The following is a 16643-nucleotide window of genomic DNA, read 5'->3' as shown; positions in this document are numbered from 1 at the left end:
CCCAGGTGCAACTTAGACGGCGATGCGGTGATCCAGCACGCCGGCACCGCTGACCCTGTAGATGCCGATCTCACCCAACAGATTAGGCCAGATTCGCGAGGCCCAGCCGTGCTGGTGCTCGTGGTCCACCGCCAGGCGGTCCAGCACCTTGGCGTGCTGTTCGTGGCAGAGCGCCTCGAAGTCGCGGAAGGTACAGAAGTGGATGTTCGGCGTGTTGTACCAAGTGTACGGAAGGAATTCCGACACCGGCATGCGGCCATTGCGCGCGAGGTACCAGCGGCAGCGCCAGTGGCCGAAGTTGGGGAAGGTGATGATGCAGGTCCGACCCACGCGCAGCATCTCCGCCAGCACCTTGTCCGGGTAGCGCAGGGCCTGCAGCGACTGGGTCATCACCACCACGTCGAAGCTGTTGCTGGCGAAGTTGCCCAGGCCCTTGTCCAGGTCCTGTTCGATGACGTTGACCCCGCGTTCGATGCACTTGGCGATCTTGTCCGGGTCGATCTCCAGGCCGTAGCCGCCGACCTGCTTGTGGTCGCGCAGCCAGGCGAGCAGCTCGCCGTCGCCGCAGCCCAGGTCGAGCACGCGGCTGCCGGCGGGGATCCAGTCTTGGATGATTTCCAGGTCGGCGCGCATAGTACTCCTTAAAAGGCGATCCTTATACGATGATGCGGTGCATGTAACCGCCAAAGGCTTGCAGGTAGCGCGGAATCGGCATCAGGAAGGCGTCGTGGCCCTGCGGTGCGTCGATTTCCAGGTAGCTGACGTTCTTCTTCGCCGCCAGCAGCGCGTCGACGATCTCCCGCGAGCGCGCCGGGGAGAAGCGCCAGTCGGTGGTGAAGGACATCAGGCAGAAGTCCGCCTTGACGTCGGCCAGGGTGCGCGCCAGATCGTCGCCGTTGGCGGCGGCCGGGTCGAAGTAGTCCAGCGCCTTGGTCATCAGCAGGTAGGTGTTGGCGTCGAAGCGGGTGGAGAATTCCTCGCCCTGGTAACGCAGGTAGCTTTCCACCTGGAACTCGACGCTGTGCAGGTCGTAGTTGAGCTTCTCCGACTTCATGTCGCGGCCGAACTTGGCGCCCATGGCGTCATCGGAGAGGTAGGTGATGTGTCCGACCATCCGCGCCAGGCGCAGGCCGCGCTTGGGAATCACGTCGTGATCCTGGAAGTGGCCGCCGTAGAACTCCGGGTCGGAGAGGATCGCCTGGCGCGCCACTTCGTTGAAGGCGATGTTCTGCGCCGACAGCTTGGGGGCGCTGGCGATGCACAGGCAATGGCGCACGCGCTCGGGGTAGCTGATGGTCCACTGCAGCGCCTGCATGCCGCCCAGGCTGCCGCCGACGATGGCGGCCCAGCTGTGGATGCCCAGGCGATCGGCCAGGCGCGCCTGGCTGTTGACCCAGTCTTCCACGGTGACCACGGGGAAGTCCGCGCCGTAGGTCTTGCCGGTTTCCGGGTTGAGGCTGGTGGGGCCGGTGGAGCCGTTGCAGCCGCCGAGGTTGTTCAGCGCGACGACGAAGAACTTGCGGGTGTCGATGGGCTTGCCCGGACCGATGCAGCTGTCCCACCAGCCCGGCTTGCGCTCATCTTCGCTGTGGTAGCCGGCGGCGTGGTGGTGGCCGGAGAGCGCGTGGCAGATCAGCACGGCGTTGCTCGCCGTGGCATTGAGCTCGCCGTAGGTCTCGATCACCAGCTGGTATTCGGGCAGGGTCTTGCCGCAGGCCAGGGGCAGCGGTTCGTTGAACTGCAGCGTCTGGGGCGAGACCAGACCGACGGAATCTTCGGGGAAGACTGTTGGCATCGACCCGGCTCATGAATAAAAAAGGACGGCCAGTCTAAAGAGCGCCGCCCCCTGCGGCAAGCGCACTCGGCAGGGGGTGGGGCAGGGGCAGGGCGGGCGTGGCGCGGGGTTCAGGCGCGCTGGGAGGTGGGCAGGGTGACGACCTTGGCCTGGCGCTGCTGCGGAGCCGGGCGGCGCAGCAGGCGGAGGATGTCGGTGGCCTCGGCGAGCTGCTGTTCCAGCTCTTCGGTGTAGCGTCCCAGCAGCAGCGAGCGCTGCCGTGCCTGCTGGGTTTCCTGGGCCAGGGCCTTGAGGCGCAGCATGTGGGTTTCCAGCATCTGCTTGTGTTCCAGGCTGTACTGCATCAGCGGCATCAGCGCATCGGCGGCCCACTGCTCGGCTTCCTCGCGCAGACGCTGGTGCAGGCCGATGACTTCCTGGGCGACGGTGGCGAAGAAGCGCCGGGTCAGCAGGCGCTGCTCGGTGAGCAGGGTCTTCAGGTGCAGGCGGAAGCGGTCGGCCTTGGCCTGCAGCTTGGCCAGCTCGCGCAGGTAGCGCTCGACGCGCAGCTGCGGGGCGTCCAGGGCGTTGAGCGGGTTTTCCTGGTTGTGCCGCTGGTAGATGGCCGCGACCATGCGGTTGGCGGTTTCCGACTCGTGCATCAGGCCGACCAGGTCGGTCTCCACGGTGCGGAAGAACTGCAGGATGGCCTGGTTGATGCCGACCGTGGTCCAGCTGCCGCGCAGCTTTTCGTGGACCTTGCGCAGGTGCTGTTCCAGACGCTCCGGGCGCACCGCATCGCGCAGCTGCTCGCCCTGGTGGCGCAGCAGGCGCTGGTTGGTCTTCAGGCTGAGCAGGCGCTTGTGGTGCAGGTTGTGGTCGTCTTTGGTGCGAGCGGTCAGCTCGAACAGCAGCTGGCCGCTGTCCTGCTGCTGGTCGTTGAGCAGCGCCTGCTGCTCCTTCACCTTCTCCAGGCGGACGCGCAGGCTGTGCTGGCTGTTGTTGACCAGGGCCAGCACGCGGCCGACCACGGCGTCCTCCAGCAGGCGCTCCTTCTGCGCGACGATGCGTTCGCAGAGCAGCGCCTCCAGCGCTTCCATCTGGCTGCGGGCGAGCAGCTCGCGGTCGCCGCGGACCTTGGCCAGCAGCGCCTGCTTGGCCGACAGCGGCAGCACGTCCTCGGGGGCGATGCCCAACTGGCGGGCGGTGGTTTCCTGGATCCGGTGGATGGCGTTCTGCACGAAGGCCTCGCCGGCCAGGTCGTCCCAGAGCACGTCGATCTTGTTCAGCACGGCGTAGAGCGAGGTGTGGCCGTCTTCGCCGAGCTGGCGCACGTGGTCCTGCCAGATGGCCATGTCGGAAGCGGTGACGCCGGTGTCGGCAGCCAGCAGGAAGAGGATCGACTGCGCGCTGGGCAGCATCGACAGGGTCAGTTCCGGCTCGCTGCCCAGGGCGTTCAGGCCGGGGGTGTCGAGGATGCGCAGGCCCTGGCGCAGCAGCGGGTGGTCGAAGTTGACCAGCGCATGGCGCCACGCCGGCACCAGCACGATACCGGGCTTGTCGGTGGCTTCGAGCATGTCCGGGTGGAAGCCCAGCTGGATCGCCTGCTCCACCGGCAGCGGCTTGGTCTTGGCGACCTGGGCGAAGGCCAGCGCCATGTTGGCCGGGTCGGAGGTGTCCAGCGGGATGTTCACCCAGTGCCGCGGAATGCGCTTGAACTGCGCCACGCTGGCCTCGGCGACGCGGGTCTCGATGGGCAGCAGGCGGATGTAGGGGCGTTCCGAGCGCGGGTCGAAGAACAGTTCGGTCGGGCACATGGTGGTGCGCCCGGCCTGGGACGGCAGCATGCGCCGGCCGTAGCCGGAGAAGAACAGGCTGTTGATCAGCTCGGTCTTGCCGCGCGAGTACTCGCCGACGAAGGCCAGGGTGATGTGGTCGACCCGCAGCAGGCGCAGGGTGCGTTCCAGGCGCTCGTCGATCTCCGGCGAATTCAGCCGGGCGCGCTCCAGCCAGCTGCGATAGCGGGTGATCTCGCGGACCAGCTCGCGCTTCCAGGTGACATAGGCATCGATCTGCTGACTGAGACGTTCCATGCTCATCCGGGCGTTCCTTGGGCTGGCGCGTCCTGCGCGGGGAATGGATGGCGTGGATTATGCGGTGGACTGTAGGAATAGCAATTGGCCTACAGCACATTCCTACATGTAAGGTCGGCCAAGGTTACCGAGCGGCTATCCCGAGGTCTGGCGGAAGTTTCGTCGGCCGGGGAATGCGCACGCGCTTCTGCCGGTTCAGTTCGCCGCTTTCCAGCTTCACCGTGCTTTTCGGCACGCCGAAGGCCTTGCCGAGGAAGGCCAGCAGGTGGGCGTTGGCCTTGCCTTCGACGGGCGGCGCGGTGAGGCGGATTTTCAGGCGCTCACCGTGCAGCCCGGCGAACTCGTCGCGGCTCGCCTTGGGCTGCAGGTGAACGTCGAGGAGCAGGTCCTCGCCGTCCCAGTGGTAGAACGGCATGCCGGTTACATGAACGGCGAGAGAATCTGCGGCATCCCGGTCATGGCGGCGAGGTTGCCGATCACCAGCATGTCGATCAGTTTCAGCGCGATGAACGCGAAGATCGGCGAGATATCCAGGCCGCCGAGGTTCGGCAGCAGCTTGCGGAACGGCGCCAGGAACGGCTCGCAGATCTGGTTCACCAGCTGGGCGCCGGGGTTGTAGCTGCCCGGAGCGACCCAGGAGAGGATCACGCTGATGATCAGGGCGAAGAAGAAGATCTTCAGGAACAGCGAGGTCACCGCGATGATCGACCACACCAGCAGCTGCAGAATGTAGCCGCCGACGCCGTAGCCCATCAGGGTCAGGGTGACGACCATGAGCAGCAGCTGGACCAGGATGGCCAGCACCAGCGAGGCGAAGTCGATGCCGCCAAAGCCGGGGATGACCCGACGCAGCGGGTTCAGCAGCGGCTTGGTGGCGCGCACGATGAACTGGCTGAGCGGGTTGTAGAAGTCGGCGCGGACCAGTTGCAGGATGAAGCGCAGCAGCACGATCAGCAGATACAGGCTGCCAAGGGTCTGGATCACATAGATGGCGGCTGTGGAAAGTCCGGTCATTGGGCGGTCCTTGGTGAACGTTGGGCGCCGGCGCGCAGGGCCGGGCGAATCGGGCGGTCGGTCAACGACGGCGCTGTAACGCCATACTGTAGGGAATTCATCGTCGCCGGTCGCCTGTAAGTGTGTTTCCTCACGTGCAAATTCAACCCCGCCTGGCCATCAGGTCGGGGCCGTTGCACGCCGGGTCGGCGCTGCGGCCAAGGCCGAGCAGGGTGAAACCGTTGCTTTGCTGGCGGATGCTGACGAAGCGCTGGTTGCCTTCGGCCAGCGGCTGCGGGCTGTCCAGCTCGATGTCCACCTGGAAGCGAGCGGGATCGGCCTTGCAGCCGCGCACCGCGGTATAGGCCAGGGTCACGCCGCTGCGCTTGTTGAGGCCGAGCAGTTCCTCGCGGGCTGCCAGGCTGGCGTCGGCGCTGGCCGGGTCGGCCCAGGCGCGGGCAAGGTCGGCGTCCACCCGCAGCCACTCATCGACGAAGCCGCGGCCATTGGACGCGGCGGGCTGGATGCGCTGGAAGCTTTCACCGTCCTGGCGATAGCGGAAGATGCCGGGCCGGGTCAGCAGGTCGCCGTCCAGGCTGCCGACCTCGGCGCGCCACTCGAAGCCGTCGGAGCGGGCCTTGAGCTGCACTTCCTGCTCGTCGCGCACGTAATCGTGCTCGGTGTGCAGCAGGGTGCGCTGGGCCTGGTCGGCGCTGGCCGGGCGCACCACTTCCACTGCCAGGTGGCTCCAGCGCGAGGTGCACCAGGGCGTGCCGTGCATCAGTGCGATGTCGCCGTTGGCCAGGCGCTGGTACCGATACAGGTCGCCGTAGGCGCCGGAGATGTCTTTGTAGGGACCGCTCTGCCAGTCCAGTGCACGGACCCAGGTGTCGCCTTCGCGGCGATAGCCGCGCAGGACGTTGTCGGTGCCGCAGGGGATGGCGAAGCCGCCGCTGACCAGCAGCAGCGGAGTAGGGCTGTCGCTCAGGCTGACGACTATCTCGTCCTGCTCGGTCGGCGGGCCGTCGCTGGCCGGCTGTGCGGCAGGCAGCAACTGCTGGCGCAGGTCGGCCTGCAGGGCCGCTGCGTCCGGCGTCGCCGGGGCGCAGGCGAGATGGGCATCGAAGGCCTCGGCCAGCGTCTGTTTATAGTGCTCGATGGCCTGGCTCAGCACCGGCGCGACGGTGTTGTCCGCATCGTTGTCGAAGCCGCTGCTCATGGCCTGCTGCAGCGTCTGGCGAGCCGCGAGTGTCGCCTCGCCGATGGTGGCGGGCACCGGGCATTGCGCGGCCTGGACGACGGCGCTGGCCAGTAGTAGGCAGGCCGCGAGGGGCAGTGCGACCTTCCCTGGTCGCGAAGTGGCGAGGGACATCGCGGTCAGCGGCCCAGCTGCTCGGCCAGTTCGGCGGAACGGTGGTCGGCAGCGCCGACTGCTTTCTCCACCAGCGCCTCGAAGCCGTTGGCCTGGAAGGTGGTGATGGCCGCTTCGGTGGTGCCCTTGGGCGAAGTCACGCGGCGGCGCAGTTCGGCCGGATCGACATCGCTGCTGATGGCCATCTGCGCCGCGCCCAGGGCGGTCTGGCGGGCCAGCTGGCCGGCGACTTCGCGGGACAGGCCGAGCTTCTCGCCGGCGGCGGTCATGGCTTCCATCAGCAGGAAGAAATAGGCCGGGCCGCTGCCGGAGACGGCGGTGACCGCCTCGATCTGGCGCTCCTCGTCCAGCCACAGGGCAATGCCCACGGCGCTCAGCAGTTGCTGCGCCTGCTCGCGCTGGGCGGCGCTGACGCTGGCGTTGGGGAACAGGCCGCTGGCGCCCAGGCCGACCAGCGCCGGGGTGTTGGGCATGCAGCGGACGATGGCGCGCGGCTGGCCGTTCACCGCGCCGAGCCAGCGTTCGAGGCTGGCGCAGGGAATGCCCGCGGCGATGGAGACGATCAGGGCGTTCTCGCTCAGGGCCGGCGCCAGGGCCAGGCAGACGTCCTTCATGACCTGCGGCTTCACCGCCAGGACCACCACGTCAGCGCCGGCCACGGCATCGGCGTTGTCGCCGACCACTTCGATGCCATGCTCGGCGGCGATCTTCACGCGCTGCTCGGCGCCCGGATCGCTGGCGCGGATGTCGCCCGCGGCGACGCCCTTGGCGCGCAGGCCGCCGATGAGACTGGCGGCCATGTTGCCGGCGCCGATGAAGGCAATGCGGGTGCTGCTCATGGGGTCTCTTCCTTTATTCATTCAGTGCGTCAGTGCGAGGCGCCGTAGTCACGGGCGCCGAACAGGGCGGTACCGATCCGCACCCAGGTGGCGCCTTCGCCGATGGCGGCTTCGAGGTCGTGGCTCATGCCCATGGACAGGGTGTCCAGGCCAAGATTCAGGGCGTGCATCAGCTCGCGCAGGCGGGCGAAGGCGGCGTGCTGCGCGGCGACGTCGTCGGTGGGCTCGGGGATCGCCATCAGGCCGCGCAGCTTCAGGTGCGGCAGTTGCGCCACCGCCTGGGCGAGGGCGGGCAGCTCCGCGGGGGAGCAGCCGGACTTGCTGTCCTCGCCGCTGACGTTCACCTGCAGCAGCACGTTGAGCGGCGGCATGGTCGCCGGGCGCTGTTCGGAGAGGCGCTGGGCGACCTTCAGCCGGTCCACCGAGTGCACCCAGTGGAAGTGCTCGGCGATCGGCCGGGTCTTGTTCGACTGGATAGGCCCGATGAAGTGCCAGGTCAGCGGCAGGTCGGCCAGCTCGACCTGCTTGAGCAGCGCTTCCTGCAGGTAGTTCTCGCCGAAATCGCTCAAGCCTTCGGCATACGCTTCGCGGATGGCGGCGGCGGGTTTGGTCTTGCTCACGGCAAGCAACTGCACCGACCCAGGCGTGCGATTTTTCGCTTGTTCCGCCTCACGGATTCGTACGCGAACCTTTGCAATATTCTCTGCTATCGTGGACATTACCGTCGCTTTTCCGCCCGGCTGCTGCGTGTTCTGCGGCATTCTACCTGCTTGCTCTTGATTGGGGAGTCCCATGGATATTACCGAGCTGCTCGCCTTCAGCGCCAAGCAGGGCGCTTCGGACCTGCACCTCTCGGCCGGCCTGCCGCCGATGATCCGCGTCGATGGCGATGTTCGCCGCATCAACCTGCCGCCGCTGGAGCACAAGCAGGTTCACGCGCTGATCTACGACATCATGAACGACAAGCAGCGCAAGGATTACGAAGAATTCCTGGAGACCGACTTCTCCTTCGAAGTCCCGGGGGTGGCGCGTTTCCGGGTCAACGCCTTCAACCAGAACCGCGGCGCCGGCGCCGTGTTCCGGACCATTCCCTCCAAGGTCCTGACCATGGAAGACCTGGGCATGGGCGAGGTGTTCAAGCGCGTCTCCGACGTGCCGCGCGGCCTGGTGCTGGTCACCGGCCCCACCGGTTCGGGCAAGTCCACCTCGCTGGCGGCGATGCTCGACTACCTGAACAACACCAAGTACAGCCACATCCTCACTGTCGAGGACCCGATCGAATTCGTCCACGAATCGAAGAAGTGCCTGGTCAACCAGCGCGAGGTGCACCGCGACACCCTGGGCTTCAACGAGGCGCTGCGCTCGGCCCTGCGTGAAGACCCGGACATCATCCTGGTCGGCGAGATGCGCGACCTGGAGACCATCCGCCTGGCGCTGACCGCCGCGGAAACCGGCCACCTGGTGTTCGGCACCCTGCACACCACCTCCGCGGCCAAGACCATCGACCGGATCGTCGACGTGTTCCCCGCCGAGGAGAAATCCATGGTCCGCTCGATGCTCTCCGAATCGCTGCAGGCGGTGATTTCCCAGACCCTGCTGAAGAAGATCGGCGGCGGCCGGGTGGCGGCCCACGAGATCATGATCGGCACCCCGGCGATCCGTAACCTGATCCGCGAGGACAAGGTGGCGCAGATGTACTCGGCGATCCAGACCGGCGGCGCGATCGGCATGCAGACCCTCGACATGTGCCTCAAGGGCCTGGTCGCCAAGGGCCTGGTGACCCGCGACTCGGCCAAGGAAAAGGCCAAGATCCCGGAAAACTTCTAACTCCACCGGGCCACCGCGGCCCGGCGCATGGAACGCGCCACACGCACTCGTTCCGTGCTTCGACAGCATCGTCGCAGTCAGCGTGAAACCCCGCGAGAACGAGCATGGAATTCGAGAAGCTGTTGCGCCTGATGGTGGAAAAGGGTGCCTCCGACCTCTTCGTCACGGCGGGCGTGCCGCCGTCGATGAAGGTCAATGGCAAGGTGCTGCCGGTGACCAAGACCGCGCTGTCGCCGGAGCAGACCCGCGAGACGGTGCTCTCGGTGATGAACGAACAGCAGCGCCGCGACTTCGCCGAGAACCACGAGTGTAACTTCGCCATCAGCGCCCGCGGCATCGGCCGTTTCCGCGTCAGCGCCTTCTACCAGCGCAACCTGGTGGGCATGGTGCTGCGTCGCATCGAGACCCACATCCCGACCATCGAAGACCTCAAGCTGCCGGAAGTCCTCAAGAAGCTGGCGATGACCAAGCGCGGCCTGGTGATCTTCGTTGGCGCCACCGGCACCGGTAAATCCACCTCGCTGGCGGCGATGATCGGCTACCGCAACAAGAACTCCACCGGCCACATCATCTCCATCGAAGACCCCATCGAGTACATCCACCAGCACCAGGGCTGCATCGTCACCCAGCGCGAGGTGGGCCTGGATACCGACAGCTTCGAAGTGGCGCTGAAGAACACTCTGCGCCAGGCGCCTGACGTGATCATGATTGGCGAGGTGCGCTCGCGCGAGACCATGGACCACGCCGTGGCCTTCGCCGAAACCGGCCACCTGTGCCTGGCGACCCTGCACGCCAACAATGCCAACCAGGCGCTGGAGCGGATCATCCACTTCTTCCCCGCCGACCGGCACGGCCAGGTGTGGATGGACCTGTCGCTCAACCTCAAGGCCATCGTCGCCCAGCAGCTGGTGCCGACCCCGGACGGCAAGGGTCGCCGCGCGGTGATCGAGGTGCTGCTGAACACCCCGCTGGCTGCCGACCTGATCCGCAAGGGCGAGGTCCACGAGCTCAAGCCGCTGATGAAGCGCTCCACCGAGCAGGGCATGCAGACCTTCGACCAGGCGCTGTACCAGCTCTACACCCAGGGCGAGATCACCTACGAAGATGCGCTGGCCTACGCCGACTCGGCGAACGACCTGCGCCTGATGATCAAGCTGGGCTCGGAAACCGACGCCGACCACCTGACCACCATGACCCAGGGCCTGACCCTGGAGCTGAGCGACGACGATCCCAACCGCCGCTTCCGCTGATCCGCGACGTCCGAGAAGCCCGCCCCGTGCGGGCTTTTCGTTTATGCTGGCTGCCACGCAACGCAACGGGAGAAAGGCATGTCCGCCAACCCTGATACCCACAGCAAGGTCATCGGCTACCTGCTGTGGATCTTCGGCTTCACCGGCTCGCACCGCTTCTATTACGGCAAGCCGATCACCGGCACCATCTGGTTCTTCACCCTCGGCCTGTTCTTCATCGGCTGGATCATCGACCTGTTCCTCATCCCCTCCATGGACGATGCCGCGGACCAGCGCTTCCGCGCCGGCGGCGTGGACTACAACGTCGCCTGGATCCTGCTGACCTTCCTCGGCGTGTTCGGCGTGCATCGCCTGTACATGGGCAAGTGGATCACCGGGCTGATCTACCTGTGCACCGGCGGACTGTTCTTCCTCGGCGTGCTCTATGACTTCTGGACGCTGAACAGCCAGATCTCCGAGCGCAACGGGCCGCAGCGGATCTGACACCCATGCATTCCCCGTAGGAGCGGACTCTGTCCGCGATGGTCTCCGGCGCGATGCGGACCTATCGCGGACGGAGTCCGCTCCTACGGCGCTCCTTCACTTCGCGCCGAATCCTCACACTCTACGAAAAGCCAAAGCCGCCGTCTTTCGTCGCGCCGCCTGGCGCGAGCTGTGCCTCGCGCCTAAGGTCAGGAGGACAGTAGCAGGCGCCGCCGGGCGATCCCCAGGGCGCCCCGAAGGAGTGGCTGCCATGAGCAACGAATCCCGCCCCGCCGTACTCGACCTGATCGGCAATACCCCCATGGTCCGCGTGACGCGCTTCGATACCGGACCCTGCACCCTGTTCCTCAAGCTCGAATCGCAGAACCCCGGCGGCTCCATCAAGGACCGCATCGGCGTCGCCATGATCGAGGCCGCCGAGCGTGACGGCCGGCTGAAACCCGGCGGCGTAATCGTCGAAGCCACCGCCGGCAACACCGGCCTGGGCCTGGCTCTGGTGGGCCGTGCCAAGGGCTACCGGGTGGTGCTGGTGGTGCCGGACAAGATGTCCACCGAGAAGGTCCTGCACCTGCGCGCCATGGGCGCCGAGGTGCACATCACCCGTTCCGACGTCGGCAAGGGCCACCCCGAGTATTACCAGGACGTCGCCGCCCGGCTGGCGAAGGACCTGCCCAACGCCTTCTTCGCCGACCAGTTCAACAACCCCGCCAACCCGCTGGCCCACGAGACCGGCACCGCCCCGGAAATCTGGGCGCAGACCGGCCATGACCTCGACGCCGTGGTGGTCGGCGTCGGCTCCGCTGGCACGCTCACTGGCCTCACGCGCTTCTTCCAGAAGGTGCAACCCGAGCTGGAGATGGTCCTCGCCGACCCGATGGGCTCGATCATGGCCGAGTACTCGCGCTCCGGCGCCATCGGCACGCCCGGTTCCTGGGCAGTGGAAGGCATCGGCGAGGACTTCGTACCGTCGATTGCCGATCTCTCCAGCGTGCGCCATGCCTATTCGATCAGTGACGAAGAGAGCTTCGCCACTGCCCGCGAACTGCTGCGCAACGAAGGCATCGCCGCCGGTTCCTCCACCGGCACCCTGCTGGCCGCCGCGCTGCGCTATTGCCGCGAGCAGACCGAACCCAAACGCGTGGTCAGCCTGGTCTGCGACACCGGCACGCGCTACCTGTCGAAGATCTACAACGACCAGTGGATGACCGACCAGGGCCTGCTGCAGCGCAAGCGCTACGACGACCTGCGCGACATCATCGCGCGGCGTTTCGAGGAGGGCCGGGTGGTCAGCGTCGGCCCCGGCGACACCCTGCTCACCGCCTTCCAGCGCATGCGTCTGGCGGACATCTCCCAGCTGCCGGTGCTCGACGGCCAGCGCCTGGTCGGGGTGATCGACGAATCCGACATCCTGCTGGGCGTGCACGACGACCCCGAACATTTCCGCCGTGAAGTCGCCAGCGCCATGAGCACCGCGCCAGAGACGCTGGCGCCGGGCGCCACTCTCAAGGAACTGGAAGCCGTGCTGGCGCGCGGCCTGGTGGCCATCATCGCTGATGCCTCGGGCTTCCATGGCCTGATCACAAGATTCGACCTGCTCAACCATTTGCGGAGGACCCTCCCATGAGCCAGCACGACGACCGCCTCGGTTTCGCCACCCGCGTGATTCACGCCGGGCAGGAACCGGACCCCTCCACCGGGGCGATCATGCCGCCGATCTACGCCAACTCCACCTACCGCCAGGACAGCCCCGGCGTACACAAGGGCCTCGACTACGGCCGCTCGCACAACCCCACGCGCTGGGCGCTGGAGCGCTGCGTGGCGGACCTCGAAGGCGGCAGCAAGGCGTTCGCCTTCGCCTCGGGCCTGGCGGCCATCTCGGCGGTGCTGGAACTGCTCGACGCCGGCTCGCACATCGTCTCCGGCAATGACCTCTACGGCGGCACCTTCCGCCTGTTCGAGCGGGTGCGCCGGCGCAGCGCCGGGCATGATTTCCACTTCGCCGACCTGGCCCAGCCCGGTGCGCTGGAGGCAGCGCTCACTGACAAGACGCGGATGGTCTGGGTGGAAACCCCGAGCAACCCGCTGCTGCGCCTGACCGACCTGGCCGCCATCGCCCGCACCTGCCGCGAGCGCGGCATCCTCTGCGTGGCCGACAACACCTTCGCCAGCCCCTACGTGCAGCGCCCGCTGGACCAGGGCTTCGACATCGTCGTGCACTCCACCACCAAGTACCTCAACGGCCACTCGGACGTCATCGGCGGCATCGCCATCGTCGGCGACAACCCCGACCTCGCCGAGCGCCTGGGCTTCCTGCAGAACTCGGTGGGCGCCATCGCCGGCCCGTTCGACGCCTTCCTCACCCTGCGCGGCGTGAAGACCCTGGCGCTGCGCATGGAGCGGCACTGCGCCAATGCCCTGGAGCTGGCGAAATGGCTGGAACAGCAGCCGCAAGTGAAGCGCGTCTATTACCCCGGTCTGCCGTCGCACCCGCAGCACGAGCTGGCGCGCACGCAGATGAAAGGCTTCGGCGGGATGATCTCGCTGGACCTGGACACCGACCTCGCCGGTTCGCGGCGCTTCCTGGAGAACGTCCAGCTGTTCGCCCTGGCCGAGAGCCTGGGCGGCGTGGAAAGCCTGATCGAACACCCGGCGATCATGACCCACGCCAGCATCCCGCCGGAAAACCGCGCAGCGCTGGGCATCGGCGATTCGCTGATTCGCCTGTCGGTGGGGGTGGAAGACGTGGAGGACCTGCGCGCTGACCTGGCCAAGGCCCTGGCGATGATCTGAGGCTGGTCCTACAAGAGTCGAAGTCGCGGCGCGGGCCTGGCAGCCGTGACTTCGTAGGATGGCGTGGAGCGAAGCGATACCCATCAATCGCGGCACCGACAGCATGGGTATCGCTGCGCTCCACCCATCCTACGTTGAAGCTCCCGGTAGGAGCGGACCTTGTTCGCGAAGTCTTGCCGACACAGCGGAGTTATCCGGCGGGCGTTAGAGGGGCTGGCGCAGGCTCCGGAGGTTGGGGCGTCCGCCGCGAAGGATTTCGCGGACAAGGTCCGCTCCTACGCTGGCCGGTTGGAGATGAAGTTCGCTGTGGGGCGATAGGAAAAGAAAAAGCCCGCCAATCGGCGGGCTTTTTCATGGGGCGGTTGAGCGTTACACCGCGTGAACGATATGCCCGTCCACCAGGGTGCAGCGCACCACGCCCGGCAGGCAGTGGCCGAGGAACGGGCAGTTCTGGCCGCGGGAGAGCCAGGTCTCGCCGGCCAGGGTCTGGCCGTCGGCTTCGAACAGCACCACGTCGGCGGCGGCGCCCACCGCCAGCTTGCCGGCCGGCAGGCGCAGGGCGGCGGCCGGGCCGCTGGAGAGGCGTGCCAGCAGGGTCGGCAGGTCGAGCAGACCGTCCTGTACCAGGGTCATGGCCAGCGGCAGCAGCAACTCGACGCTGCTGATACCCGGGTCGGTGGCGGCGAACGGGGCGTTCTTGGCGTCCTGCTCATGGGGCTGGTGGTGGCTGGCGATGGCCTGGACCACGCCGCTCTTCACCGCTTCGCGCAGGGCCTCGCGGTCCTTGTGCGAGCGCAGCGGCGGCTGCACGTGGTAGAGGCTGGAGAAGTCCGCCAGCGCTTCGTCGGTGAGGATCAGCTGGTACAGCGCTACATCGGCGGTGACCGGCAGGCCACGGGCCTGGGCCTGGGCGATCATCTCGACGCCGCGGGCGCTGGTCAGCTGGCTGAAGTGCGCGCGCACGCCGGATTGCTCGACCAGCAGCAGGTTGCGCGCCAGGGCCACGGTCTCGGCGGTTTCCGGGATGCCGGCGAGGCCGCGGAAGCTGGCGGTCGGGCCTTCGTGGGCGATGCCGCCCTCGGCGAGGTCCTGGTCCTGGGAGGTGAAGATCACGGTCAGGTCGAAGGTCGCCGCGTATTCCAGCGAGCGCAGCAGCACGCGGTTGCTCGCCATCGGCGCCAGGCCGTTGGTGAAGGCCACGCAGCCGGCATCGCGCAGGGCGACCAGTTCGGACAGCTGCTCGCCGCCCAGGCCCCTGGTCAGTGCGCCGATGGGAAAGACCTTGGCGTTGCCGGCCTCGCGGGCGCGGTCGAGGATCAGCTCGGCGACGGCGGAGGTGTCCAGCACCGGCTTGGTCTGCGGCGGGAAGCACAGGCTGGTGACGCCGCCGGCAGCGGCGGCGCGGGTTTCGCTCTCGATGCTGCCCTTGCGGCTGTAGCCCGGTTCGCGCAGGGCGACGCTCAGGTCCACCAGGCCGGGCGCGGCGATCAGGCCGGCGGCGTCGATTTCCTGGGCGGCGTGGAAGCCTTCGGGGGCCTCGCCGATGGCGATGATGCGGCCGGCCTCGATGTGCAGGTCGCAGACCTGGTCCAGGCCGCTGGCCGGGTCGATCAGGTGGGCGCCACGAATACTGACGGTCATTGCGCGTCCTCCTGTTCCAGCTGGCGTTGGGCGTTCTGGCCGCTCATGGCCATGGACAGCACGGCCATGCGGATGGCGATGCCATAGGTGACCTGGTTGAGGATCACCGACTGTTCGCCGTCGGCCACCGCGGACTCGATCTCCACGCCGCGGTTGATCGGGCCGGGGTGCATGACGATGGCGTCGGGCCTGGCCAGCTGCAGGCGCTTCTGGGTCAGGCCGTAGAGCTTGAAGAACTCGCCTTCGCTGGGCAGCAGGCCGCCGGCCATGCGCTCGCGCTGCAGGCGCAGCATGATCACCACGTCGACGTCCTTCAGGCCTTCGTTGGCGTCGGTGAACACCTTCACCCCGTACTGCTCTTCCAGGCCCACCGGCAGCAGGGTGCGCGGGGCGATGACGCGGATGTCCGGGCAACCCAGGGTCTTCAGCGCCAGCATGTCCGAGCGCGCGACCCGCGAGTGCAGGATGTCGCCGACGATGGCCACCGAGAGATTCTCGAAGCTGCCCTTGTGACGGCGGATGGTGAGCATGTCGAGCATGCCCTGGGTCGGGTGGCCGTGGCGGCCGTCGCCGCCGTTGATCACGGCGACGTTGGGGCTGACGTGCTCGGCGATGAAGTGCGCCGCGCCGGAGTCGCTGTGGCGCACGACGAACATGTCGGCGGCCATGGCCTCGAGGTTGCGCAGGGTGTCGGTGAGCGTCTCGCCCTTGCTGGTCGAGGAGGTCGACACGTTCAGCGAGATGACGTCGGCGGACAGGCGCTGGGCGGCCAGTTCGAAGGTGGTGCGGGTGCGTGTGGAGTTCTCGAAGAACACGTTGCACACGGTCTTGCCGCGCAGCAGCGGGACTTTCTTCACCGCGCGGGCGCCGACTTCGAGGAAGGAGTCGGCGGTATCGAGGATTTCAGTCAGCAGTTCGCGGGACAACCCGTCGAGCGAGAGGAAGTGGCGCAGCTGGCCCAGGTCGTTGAGCTGCAGCGGGCGCTTGGCGTCGGTCGGCATGTGGCAGGCCCTGAAAGTTGGGAGTGGAGGTCCGGGCGCGCGGGGTCACAGCGCGGTGCTGAGAAGCGTGCGCTCGAGGACGAGTGGTGCGGGACCGCGCAATTTTACCCGCTCGTTGGGTGCCAGGGACAGGGTTTCGCCGACGATATCCGGGCGAATGGGCAGCTCGCGCTTGTTCAGGTCGACCAGGCTGACCAGGGTCACGCTGGCCGGGCGGCCGTAGTCGAACAGCTCGTTGAGCGCCGCGCGTATAGTGCGTCCGCTCATCAGCACGTCGTCCACCAGGACCAAATGCTGGCCGTCGATCTCGAACGGCAGTTCCGACGGACGGACCTGCGGGTGCAGGCCGCTGCGGCTGAAATCGTCGCGGTAGAAGGAGACGTCGAGGATGCCGAGGATCTCGTCGCTGCCCAGTGCCTTGAGCAGTTCCTGGGCGACCCAGATGCCGCCGGTGTGGATGCCGACGAAGCGTGGCGCGTCGATCCCGCGCTGCGCCAGGTAGCTGCGCAGGTCGGTGGCCATGCGGGGGATGAGTTCGGCGGGGCTGGGCAGGGTCATGACGTCTCCGGTTCGGTTGGCG

General features: G+C 67.2%; 16 protein-coding genes. 5 read left to right on the top strand and 11 right to left on the bottom strand.

The genetic code is table 11. The features are described from left to right. Positions 1–12: 12 nt before the first annotated feature. From metW to HNP46_RS15610, 8 genes are all read right to left on the bottom strand, one after another. Positions 13–633 (bottom strand): methionine biosynthesis protein MetW, encoded by a 621-nt coding sequence (metW, locus tag HNP46_RS15645; protein WP_184590481.1) that lies wholly within the window; start codon positions 631–633, stop codon positions 13–15. A gap of 22 nt (positions 634–655) precedes the next feature. Continuing rightward, positions 656–1795: a homoserine O-succinyltransferase MetX gene (metX, locus tag HNP46_RS15640; protein ID WP_184590479.1), complete on the bottom strand. Its 1140-nt coding sequence runs from the start codon at positions 1793–1795 to the stop codon at positions 656–658. A 110-nt stretch (positions 1796–1905) separates the two neighbouring features. Continuing rightward, the gene (locus HNP46_RS15635) at positions 1906–3873 is read right to left on the bottom strand and encodes a dynamin-like GTPase family protein (protein ID WP_184590477.1); all 1968 of its coding nucleotides are present in this window, start codon (positions 3871–3873) and stop codon (positions 1906–1908) included. Between the two features lie 118 nt (positions 3874–3991). Next, positions 3992–4282, bottom strand: coding sequence for a DUF167 domain-containing protein (locus HNP46_RS15630; RefSeq protein WP_184590474.1), 291 nt, complete (start codon positions 4280–4282; stop codon positions 3992–3994). Between the two features lie 5 nt (positions 4283–4287). Continuing rightward, positions 4288–4881, bottom strand: a complete 594-nt coding sequence (locus tag HNP46_RS15625; protein WP_184590472.1) for a YggT family protein — start codon at positions 4879–4881, stop codon at positions 4288–4290. A 142-nt stretch (positions 4882–5023) separates the two neighbouring features. Continuing rightward, a complete protein-coding gene (locus HNP46_RS15620; RefSeq protein ID WP_184590469.1) occupies positions 5024–6232 on the bottom strand; it encodes a hypothetical protein in 1209 nt (402 codons plus the stop codon). A 5-nt stretch (positions 6233–6237) separates the two neighbouring features. Then, the gene (gene proC / locus HNP46_RS15615; protein ID WP_184590460.1) at positions 6238–7071 is read right to left on the bottom strand and encodes a pyrroline-5-carboxylate reductase; all 834 of its coding nucleotides are present in this window, start codon (positions 7069–7071) and stop codon (positions 6238–6240) included. Between the two features lie 29 nt (positions 7072–7100). Next, positions 7101–7790: a YggS family pyridoxal phosphate-dependent enzyme gene (locus HNP46_RS15610; RefSeq protein WP_184590458.1), complete on the bottom strand. Its 690-nt coding sequence runs from the start codon at positions 7788–7790 to the stop codon at positions 7101–7103. A gap of 73 nt (positions 7791–7863) precedes the next feature. On the opposite strand from HNP46_RS15610, the gene pilT reads away from it, so the two are divergent. The 5 genes from pilT (at position 7864) to HNP46_RS15585 (ending at position 13421) form a co-directional block, all read left to right on the top strand. Next, positions 7864–8898 (top strand): type IV pilus twitching motility protein PilT, encoded by a 1035-nt coding sequence (gene pilT, locus HNP46_RS15605; protein ID WP_184590456.1) that lies wholly within the window; start codon positions 7864–7866, stop codon positions 8896–8898. 104 nt (positions 8899–9002) lie between these two features. Then, positions 9003–10148 carry a type IV pilus ATPase PilU gene (gene pilU, locus HNP46_RS15600; RefSeq protein ID WP_184590454.1) on the top strand — a complete coding sequence of 382 codons (1146 nt, stop codon included), beginning with the start codon at positions 9003–9005 and terminating at the stop codon, positions 10146–10148. Between the two features lie 78 nt (positions 10149–10226). Beyond that, positions 10227–10631 (top strand): NINE protein, encoded by a 405-nt coding sequence (locus tag HNP46_RS15595; protein WP_184590452.1) that lies wholly within the window; start codon positions 10227–10229, stop codon positions 10629–10631. A gap of 250 nt (positions 10632–10881) precedes the next feature. Next, the gene (locus HNP46_RS15590; protein WP_184590450.1) at positions 10882–12255 is read left to right on the top strand and encodes a pyridoxal-phosphate dependent enzyme; all 1374 of its coding nucleotides are present in this window, start codon (positions 10882–10884) and stop codon (positions 12253–12255) included. Beyond that, positions 12252–13421: a trans-sulfuration enzyme family protein gene (locus HNP46_RS15585; protein WP_184590448.1), complete on the top strand. Its 1170-nt coding sequence runs from the start codon at positions 12252–12254 to the stop codon at positions 13419–13421. The genes HNP46_RS15590 and HNP46_RS15585 overlap by 4 nt, the downstream gene beginning before the upstream one ends. A gap of 369 nt (positions 13422–13790) precedes the next feature. Here HNP46_RS15585 and HNP46_RS15580 read toward each other — a convergent pair whose 3' ends face one another. From HNP46_RS15580 to pyrR, 3 genes are read right to left on the bottom strand one after another with little or no spacing between them, the layout of a single operon-like run. Further along, positions 13791–15062: a dihydroorotase gene (locus tag HNP46_RS15580; protein WP_184590447.1), complete on the bottom strand. Its 1272-nt coding sequence runs from the start codon at positions 15060–15062 to the stop codon at positions 13791–13793. Beyond that, entirely contained in the window at positions 15059–16063 is a 1005-nt protein-coding gene (locus HNP46_RS15575) for an aspartate carbamoyltransferase catalytic subunit (RefSeq protein ID WP_184590445.1), read from the bottom strand. The genes HNP46_RS15580 and HNP46_RS15575 overlap by 4 nt, the downstream gene beginning before the upstream one ends. A 45-nt stretch (positions 16064–16108) precedes the next feature. Beyond that, complete coding sequence (gene pyrR / locus HNP46_RS15570; protein WP_184590443.1) at positions 16109–16621, bottom strand: bifunctional pyr operon transcriptional regulator/uracil phosphoribosyltransferase PyrR; 513 nt, start codon at positions 16619–16621, stop codon at positions 16109–16111. Positions 16622–16643: the final 22 nt, after the last annotated feature.

The organism is Pseudomonas nitroreducens (genome assembly GCF_014204515.1).
Taxonomy (GTDB): domain Bacteria; phylum Pseudomonadota; class Gammaproteobacteria; order Pseudomonadales; family Pseudomonadaceae; genus Pseudomonas; species Pseudomonas nitritireducens_A.
The sequence above is the reverse complement of the archived record's forward strand: the minus strand, read 5'-3'. Positions and strand labels throughout refer to the sequence as shown.

What these genes read in the sequence shown, in the direction of transcription:
- HNP46_RS15580 (WP_184590447.1), bottom strand. Translation starts at nt 15,062, where the DNA reads ATGACCGTCAGTATTCGTGGCGCCCACCTGATCGACCCGGCCAGCGGC.
- HNP46_RS15590 (WP_184590450.1), top strand. Translation starts at nt 10,882, where the DNA reads ATGAGCAACGAATCCCGCCCCGCCGTACTCGACCTGATCGGCAATACC.
- pilT (WP_184590456.1), top strand. Translation starts at nt 7,864, where the DNA reads ATGGATATTACCGAGCTGCTCGCCTTCAGCGCCAAGCAGGGCGCTTCG.
- metW (WP_184590481.1), bottom strand. Translation starts at nt 633, where the DNA reads ATGCGCGCCGACCTGGAAATCATCCAAGACTGGATCCCCGCCGGCAGC.
- HNP46_RS15575 (WP_184590445.1), bottom strand. Translation starts at nt 16,063, where the DNA reads ATGCCGACCGACGCCAAGCGCCCGCTGCAGCTCAACGACCTGGGCCAG.
- pilU (WP_184590454.1), top strand. Translation starts at nt 9,003, where the DNA reads ATGGAATTCGAGAAGCTGTTGCGCCTGATGGTGGAAAAGGGTGCCTCC.
- HNP46_RS15635 (WP_184590477.1), bottom strand. Translation starts at nt 3,873, where the DNA reads ATGAGCATGGAACGTCTCAGTCAGCAGATCGATGCCTATGTCACCTGG.
- HNP46_RS15620 (WP_184590469.1), bottom strand. Translation starts at nt 6,232, where the DNA reads ATGTCCCTCGCCACTTCGCGACCAGGGAAGGTCGCACTGCCCCTCGCG.
- pyrR (WP_184590443.1), bottom strand. Translation starts at nt 16,621, where the DNA reads ATGACCCTGCCCAGCCCCGCCGAACTCATCCCCCGCATGGCCACCGAC.
- HNP46_RS15610 (WP_184590458.1), bottom strand. Translation starts at nt 7,790, where the DNA reads ATGTCCACGATAGCAGAGAATATTGCAAAGGTTCGCGTACGAATCCGT.
- HNP46_RS15585 (WP_184590448.1), top strand. Translation starts at nt 12,252, where the DNA reads ATGAGCCAGCACGACGACCGCCTCGGTTTCGCCACCCGCGTGATTCAC.
- HNP46_RS15625 (WP_184590472.1), bottom strand. Translation starts at nt 4,881, where the DNA reads ATGACCGGACTTTCCACAGCCGCCATCTATGTGATCCAGACCCTTGGC.
- HNP46_RS15630 (WP_184590474.1), bottom strand. Translation starts at nt 4,282, where the DNA reads ATGCCGTTCTACCACTGGGACGGCGAGGACCTGCTCCTCGACGTTCAC.
- metX (WP_184590479.1), bottom strand. Translation starts at nt 1,795, where the DNA reads ATGCCAACAGTCTTCCCCGAAGATTCCGTCGGTCTGGTCTCGCCCCAG.
- HNP46_RS15595 (WP_184590452.1), top strand. Translation starts at nt 10,227, where the DNA reads ATGTCCGCCAACCCTGATACCCACAGCAAGGTCATCGGCTACCTGCTG.
- proC (WP_184590460.1), bottom strand. Translation starts at nt 7,071, where the DNA reads ATGAGCAGCACCCGCATTGCCTTCATCGGCGCCGGCAACATGGCCGCC.